Source organism: Nocardioides sp. (genome assembly GCF_024509035.1).
GTDB lineage: Bacteria > Actinomycetota > Actinomycetes > Propionibacteriales > Nocardioidaceae > Nocardioides.
Genome location: NZ_JANINT010000136.1, coordinates 1 through 5,849 on the forward strand (window position 1 = coordinate 1; position 5,849 = coordinate 5,849).

At 72.0% G+C, this 5,849-nt stretch carries 8 protein-coding genes; 4 read left to right on the top strand and 4 right to left on the bottom strand.

Features of this window, described 5'->3' with window-relative positions:
* Nucleotides 1-255: 255 nt before the first annotated feature.
* A complete protein-coding gene (locus Q0L15_RS10940; RefSeq protein WP_296604309.1) occupies nucleotides 256-654 on the bottom strand; it encodes an adenylyltransferase/cytidyltransferase family protein in 399 nt (132 codons plus the stop codon).
* Between the two features lie 45 nt (nucleotides 655-699).
* On the opposite strand from Q0L15_RS10940, the gene Q0L15_RS10945 reads away from it, so the two are divergent.
* Nucleotides 700-1,977, top strand: a complete 1,278-nt coding sequence (locus Q0L15_RS10945) for a DUF445 domain-containing protein (RefSeq protein WP_296604311.1) — start codon at nucleotides 700-702, stop codon at nucleotides 1,975-1,977.
* A gap of 4 nt (nucleotides 1,978-1,981) precedes the next feature.
* Nucleotides 1,982-2,242, top strand: a complete 261-nt coding sequence (locus tag Q0L15_RS10950; protein ID WP_296604313.1) for an RNA-binding S4 domain-containing protein — start codon at nucleotides 1,982-1,984, stop codon at nucleotides 2,240-2,242.
* Nucleotides 2,243-2,273: 31 nt separating this feature from the next.
* Here the strand turns inward: Q0L15_RS10950 and Q0L15_RS10955 are convergent, their stop codons facing one another.
* Nucleotides 2,274-2,642 (bottom strand): FKBP-type peptidyl-prolyl cis-trans isomerase, encoded by a 369-nt coding sequence (locus Q0L15_RS10955; protein WP_296604314.1) that lies wholly within the window; start codon nucleotides 2,640-2,642, stop codon nucleotides 2,274-2,276.
* 84 nt (nucleotides 2,643-2,726) lie between these two features.
* Between Q0L15_RS10955 and Q0L15_RS10960 the strand changes: the two genes are divergently transcribed.
* Complete coding sequence (locus Q0L15_RS10960; RefSeq protein WP_296604316.1) at nucleotides 2,727-3,767, top strand: PP2C family protein-serine/threonine phosphatase; 1,041 nt, start codon at nucleotides 2,727-2,729, stop codon at nucleotides 3,765-3,767.
* 12 nt (nucleotides 3,768-3,779) lie between these two features.
* Here the strand turns inward: Q0L15_RS10960 and Q0L15_RS10965 are convergent, their stop codons facing one another.
* Nucleotides 3,780-4,211 carry a CBS domain-containing protein gene (locus tag Q0L15_RS10965; RefSeq protein ID WP_296604319.1) on the bottom strand — a complete coding sequence of 144 codons (432 nt, stop codon included), beginning with the start codon at nucleotides 4,209-4,211 and terminating at the stop codon, nucleotides 3,780-3,782.
* A gap of 97 nt (nucleotides 4,212-4,308) precedes the next feature.
* Entirely contained in the window at nucleotides 4,309-5,181 is an 873-nt protein-coding gene (gene hisN, locus Q0L15_RS10970; RefSeq protein ID WP_296604320.1) for a histidinol-phosphatase, read from the bottom strand.
* Nucleotides 5,182-5,253: 72 nt separating this feature from the next.
* Here hisN and Q0L15_RS10975 point away from each other — a divergent pair, with 72 nt between their 5' ends.
* Nucleotides 5,254-5,691 (top strand): DUF2231 domain-containing protein, encoded by a 438-nt coding sequence (locus tag Q0L15_RS10975; RefSeq protein WP_296604321.1) that lies wholly within the window; start codon nucleotides 5,254-5,256, stop codon nucleotides 5,689-5,691.
* The last annotated feature ends 158 nt before the right edge of the window (nucleotides 5,692-5,849 follow it).

Consider the following 5,849-nt stretch of genomic DNA (forward strand, 5'->3'; position numbering starts at 1 on the left):
CATCGAGTCCGAGCGCGGACCGGGCAGTCGTCAACACCTGGTCGGTCGCGCCCGGCGACGGGAGCGGTGCGACGCCACCGCCACGCGCCTGGGTGGGCGAGACACCGGCTGCGAGGAGTGACCCGGTCAGGGCCACGATCGTGAGGACGGCTGGGATCGAACGACGCATCTGACTCCCTCGAGAAGTGGCGCTGACGGGGCCGGAGCCCGGTCACCAGGGTGCACGACGAGGGCGCGGCAGGTGAAATCCCTCGCTCAGGTGCCGCCCGAGATCTTCTCGATCAGCGCCGTGGTGGAGATGGCGGGCGTGCGCGGGAGGTAGACGACCTCGCAGATGTCCTCGAACTCGTCGAAGCGGCCGGCCCAGTCGTCGCCCATCACGAGCACGTCGGCGGCGTACTGCTGGATGTAGTGGCGCTTGAGCTCGAGGCTCTCCTCCACGAAGACCTCGTCGACCGGCTTGAGCGCCGCGACGATGGCGAGCCGCTCGGCCTGGCTGAACACCGGCTCGCGGCCCTTCTTGCGCAGGTTGAGCTCGTCGGCCGAGACGCCGACCACGAGGCGGTCGCCCAGCGCGGCGGCGCGCTCGATCACCCGGAGGTGTCCGACGTGGAAGACGTCGAACGTGCCGAAGGTGATCACGGTGCGAGGCATGCGGCGCATTCTGGCATGCGCACCCGTAGGAGAGGATGGCGGGCGATGACCACCACCACGCCGACGCCCGTGTCGATGATCACGCCGAACCCCGCCGCCGACGAGGAGCGCCGCCGGGCGCTGCGCCGGATGCGCACGCTGGCGGTCTCGCTGCTGGTCTTCGCGGCCGTCGTGTACGTCGCCACGCTCGACCAGGACGGCTTCCTCGGGTTCGTCAACGCCGGGGCCGAGGCGTCGATGGTGGGTGCGATCGCCGACTGGTTCGCCGTCACCGCGCTGTTCAAGCACCCGCTCGGCCTCCCGATCCCGCACACCGCGCTCATCCCGCGGCGCAAGGACGAGCTCGGCCGGGGGCTGGAGGAGTTCGTCGGGGAGAACTTCCTGCAGGAGCAGATCATCCGCGATCGGGTCGCCGCCGCGACGATCTCGCTGCGGGTCGGCCGGTGGCTCGCCGAGCCCGCGCACGCCCGGCGCGCGGTCGACGAGGTGGCCGACGTGGCGGTGATCGCCCTCAACCGGGTGCGTGACGAGCACGTCGAGGGGTTGATCCGCGACGCGCTGGTGCCCCGGTTCCACGACGAGCCGATCGCACCGCTGCTGGGCGGCCTCCTGGAGGAGACCGTCCGCGACGACCTGCACCACGGGCTGGTCGACCTGGGGCTGACCGAGATGCACCGCTGGCTGGTCGAGAACCCCGACACGGTCGCCGAGGTCCTGGGGGAGCGGGCTCCCTGGTGGACCCCGCCCCGGCTCAACGACGCCGTCACCTCACGGGTGCACCGTGAGCTGGTCCGCTGGGTCGAGGACATCCGGGACGACCCCCGCCACCACGCCCGTCAGGCGCTCGACTCGATGCTCTCCCAGCTGGCCCAGGACCTCCTCCACGACCCGGACACCCAGGAGCGGACCGAGCGGTTCAAGGACCGGCTGCTCGACCACCCCCAGGTGCTGGCGTCGAGCGTGTCGCTGTGGAACGCGCTACGGCGTACCCTCCAGACCTCGCTGACCGACCCCGACGGGGCGGTGCGCCAGCGGCTCCTGCAGGAGGTCTCCCGGTTCGCCGAGCGGCTGCTGGCCGACGAGACCCTGCGCGAGCGGCTCGACGGACTGGCCGCCGACGCGACGGTCTTCGGTGTCGAGCGGTACGGCGCGGAGGTCACCACGGTCATCACGCACACGATCGAGCGCTGGGACGGCAAGGAGGCCGCCCGCCGCATCGAGCTGCACGTGGGCCGGGACCTGCAGTTCATCCGCATCAACGGCACGATCGTCGGCGGCCTCGTGGGCGTGCTGATCCACACCGTCAGCGTGCTGGTTCACTGATCCCATGCCCGCTGCGACCCCCGAGCCGTTCGACGTACCGATCCGCGACCAGTCGATCCGGCTGGGCCAGTTCCTCAAGCTCGCGAACCTCGTTGAGTCCGGGGCCGAGGCCAAGCCGGTGATCGCCGAGGGTCAGGTGCGGGTCAACGGCGAGGTCGAGACCCGCCGGGGCCGTCAGCTGGTCCCCGGCGACGTCGTCACCCTGGGCCCCGCGGCCGCCCGCGTCACCGACGAGGCGTCGTTCGAGGACGACCTGCCCTGGTAGGTCGTCTCGTCAGGTGGACGGAACCGCAGCCTCAGCTCACGGCAAGCAGGTCGACGACGAAGATCAGCGTCTCGCCGGGCTTGATGACGCCGCCGGCGCCTCGGTCGCCGTAGCCGAGGTGCGGCGGGATGACCAGCTGGCGGCGGCCGCCGACCTTCATGCCCTGGACGCCCTGGTCCCAGCCGGAGATGACCTGGCCCACGCCGAGGCGGAACTGGAGCGGTGTGCCGCGGTTGTACGACGCGTCGAACTCCTCGCCGGTGGAGTGGGCGACGCCCACGTAGTGCACGGAGACGGTGGCGCCGGCGGTGGCCTCGGGGCCGTCGCCCTCGGTGATCTCGGTGACGACGAGGTCGGCGGGCGGGTCGAAGTCGGGGAAGTCGATCTCGGGCTTGTCCATGGTGATCACCCTAGGACGTGACTCCCAGGCCACAGATTCGGGAGAGATGCCGCCCGGGCGGGGTGGTCCTGACAGGATCGGCGGGTGACCTCGATCTCGGACCTTCGTCGACGGCTGGACCTGGGGGTGGTCTCGGGCCTCGCTGTCCTGGCCGTGCTGGTGGTGGTCTCCCTGACCACCTCGGTGCAGCTGGTCGGCGTGTTCGCGATCTCCGCCGTCGTCGCGAGCCTGCAGACCTCTCCCCGTCGTACGGCGGTCGTGGGAGCGATCGCCGTCGTGGCCGGCATCGGTGCGGGGCTCTGGCACGAGACCATCGGCACGCTCGACTGGGCCGCCCGGGTGTTCGTGTCCGTGCTGATCACGCTGCTCGGGGTCCAGGGCGCCGCGCTGCGCAACCAGCGCGAGGGACGGCTGGAGCGGATGACCGTGATCGCCGAGACCGCCCAGCGCGCGGTGCTGCGGGCCATGCCGACGGCGATCGGCTCGGTCGGCCTGGCGGCGCGCTACGTGTCGGCCACCGCCGAGGCGCTCGTGGGCGGCGACCTCTACGAGGTCGCCGCGACCCCGTTCGGTGTCCGCGTGATCGTCGGGGACGTCCGGGGCAAGGGCGTGGAGGCCGTGCAGACCGCGGCCACGGTGCTCGGCGCGTTCCGTGCGGCGGCCTTCACGGCCCACGACCTCGGGGAGCTGGCGCGGACGATCGACGAGACGCTGGCCCGGATGATCGGCGAGGAGGAGTTCGTCACCGCCATCGTGGGGGAGTTCCACGGCGACCGGGTCACGCTGGCCAACTGCGGCCACCACCCGCCGCTGCTGGTCGTCGGCTCGGACGTGACGACGGCCGACACGGGCGAGCCGGCGCTGCCGCTGGGTCTCGGAGCGCAGCCGGTGCTCACCGAGCACCCGTGGCCGGTCGGCGCGCGCGTGCTGTTCTACACCGACGGCCTGATCGAGACCCGGGACCGCGCCGGGGAGTTCTTCCCCCTCGACGACTACACCGCCGAGCTCGGCGAGGGCACGGTCGAGGAGGCGCTGGACCGGCTCGTCGAGCGGCTGCTCGCCTGGGGCGGCCAGCGGATGTCCGACGACCTCGCCCTCGTGCTCGCCGAGAGCGAGCCGCGCTGACCCGGGCCGGTCTCAGGTCTGGTGGACGTAGCTGTCGAGCTGGTCGCGCTCGAACTCCAGCTGGTCGATGCGGTGCTTGACGACGTCGCCGATGCTGATGATGCCCACCAGACGGTCGCCGTCGACGACCGGGACGTGACGGATGCGGCGCTCGGTCATCGTCTTCATGAGCTCGTCGACCTGGGTGTCCTGCTCGGCGGTCTGCACGACGGCGGTCATGATCGCCCGCACGGTGTTGTTGATGACGGTCCCGTCGCTGTGCAGGTGGCGCACGACGTCGCGCTCGCTGACGATCCCGTCGATCGTCGCGCCGTCGGAGCTGACGATCAACGCACCGATGTTGTGCTCGGCCAGCCGCGCGAGCAGCTCGCGGACGCCCGCGTCGGGGCCGATGGTGACCACCTCGTGGCTGGGCTTGGCTTTGAGTACGTCGCCGATGCGCATCGCTGCACCTCCGTGGGGTCCGCCGGGGAGTCCGTGCGACGACCGTACTGTCGGCACGCCCCGGCGTACACCCCCTCGTCCACGAGCCGAGGAGCGATCAGTCGCGGGGGCGGTGCATCCGGAGGTCGGAGACGGAGCCGGGCCCCGAGGGGCGGTAGTCGGGGTCGTCCTCGTCGTCGGGCAGCGAGCCCAGGAACGACAGCGCGGCCTCGTGGAGATGGCCGTTGGTGGCCAGCGCGTTGCCGCCGAACGGCCCGTCGGTGCCGTCGAGGGAGGTGAACCGGCCGCCGGCCTCGCGCACGATGACGTCGAGGGCCGCCATGTCGTAGACCTCGAGCTCGGGCTCGGCCGCGATGTCGACCGCGCCCTCCGCGAGCAGCATGTAGGACCAGAAGTCGCCGTACGCGCGGGTCCGCCAGCATCGCCGCATGAGCGACACGAAGTCGTCGAGGCGGCCGCGCTCCTCCCAGCCGTGCAGGGATGCGTAGGAGAGCGAGGCGTCCTCGAGCCGGCGTACGTCGGAGACCTGGCAGCGCGTCGCCTTCAGCAGCGAGCGTCCGGTCCATGCGCCGTGGCCCACCGAGGCCCACCAGCGGCGCTGGAGCAGGGGAGCGGAGACCACGCCGAGCACGACCTCGCCGTCGACCACCAGGGAGATCAGGGTGGCCCACACGGGCACGCCGCGGACGAAGTTCTTGGTGCCGTCGATCGGGTCGATGATCCACCGCCGTTGGCTGTGGCCGGTCGAGCCCTGCTCCTCGCCGGTGATCGCGTCGCGCGAGCGGACCCGCGAGAGCGTACGCCGGATCGCCTCCTCGACCGCCTGGTCGGCGTCGGTCACCGGCGTGAGGTCGGGCTTGCTCATCACGTGCAGGTCCAGGGACCGGAAGCGTGCCTCGGTCAGGGAGTCCGCGTCGTCGGCGAGCAGGTGGGCGAGCCGGAGGTCGTCCGTGTAGTCGGTGGTCGGCACGCTCCCACAGTAGTGCTCGGCCCGCCTGCGCCGACCGGTGAACCCGCCGACAGCCGGACCCGTGTACCGGGCATGGAGATCAACGGGCTTCCCCTGCATCCCCTCGTCGTCCATGCCGCGGTCGTGTTCGGATCGCTCGCTCCGGTCGCGGCCATCGCGTACGTCGCGGTCCCGCGCCGGCGCGCCCTGCTGCGCTGGCCGATGGTCGGGCTGGCGTTGCTCGGTGCCGCCTCGCTGGTCGCGGCGTACTACACGGGTCGCAGCTTCCTCGAGTCACGACCGCCCGAGATCCAGGCCAGCCCGCAGGTGCTCACCCACGAGCACCTGGCCCGACAGCTGTTCTGGATCGCCCTCGGCTTCGGGGTGGTGGCGATCGCCGCGGGCTGGCTGTCGCGGCGGACAGGCGCGGTGCGGGTCGTGCTCGACGTGCTGCTCGCGGCCTCGGCGCTGGCCGTCCTGGTCTGGGTGGCGCGCACCGGTGACGCTGGTGCGCGGGCGGTGTGGGGTTAGCGGGCCCGGCCGGCGTTACAAGTGGCGGCTAGTAGACCGACTCGCTGCGCGCGGCCAGCAGCCGCCGGAACGACGCGACCCGCTCGGGGTCGGCCTCGCCGGAGGCGACCGCCTCGTCGAGCCCGCACTCCGGCTCGTCGTCGCCGTGGGTGCAGCCG

Excerpts from the sequence above, each read along its gene's own strand:
- Q0L15_RS10940 (WP_296604309.1), bottom strand. The coding sequence starts at position 654 with ATGCCTCGCACCGTGATCACCTTCGGCACGTTCGACGTCTTCCACGTC.
- Q0L15_RS10945 (WP_296604311.1), top strand. The coding sequence starts at position 700 with ATGACCACCACCACGCCGACGCCCGTGTCGATGATCACGCCGAACCCC.
- Q0L15_RS10950 (WP_296604313.1), top strand. The coding sequence starts at position 1,982 with ATGCCCGCTGCGACCCCCGAGCCGTTCGACGTACCGATCCGCGACCAG.
- Q0L15_RS10955 (WP_296604314.1), bottom strand. The coding sequence starts at position 2,642 with ATGGACAAGCCCGAGATCGACTTCCCCGACTTCGACCCGCCCGCCGAC.
- Q0L15_RS10965 (WP_296604319.1), bottom strand. The coding sequence starts at position 4,211 with ATGCGCATCGGCGACGTACTCAAAGCCAAGCCCAGCCACGAGGTGGTC.
- Q0L15_RS10975 (WP_296604321.1), top strand. The coding sequence starts at position 5,254 with ATGGAGATCAACGGGCTTCCCCTGCATCCCCTCGTCGTCCATGCCGCG.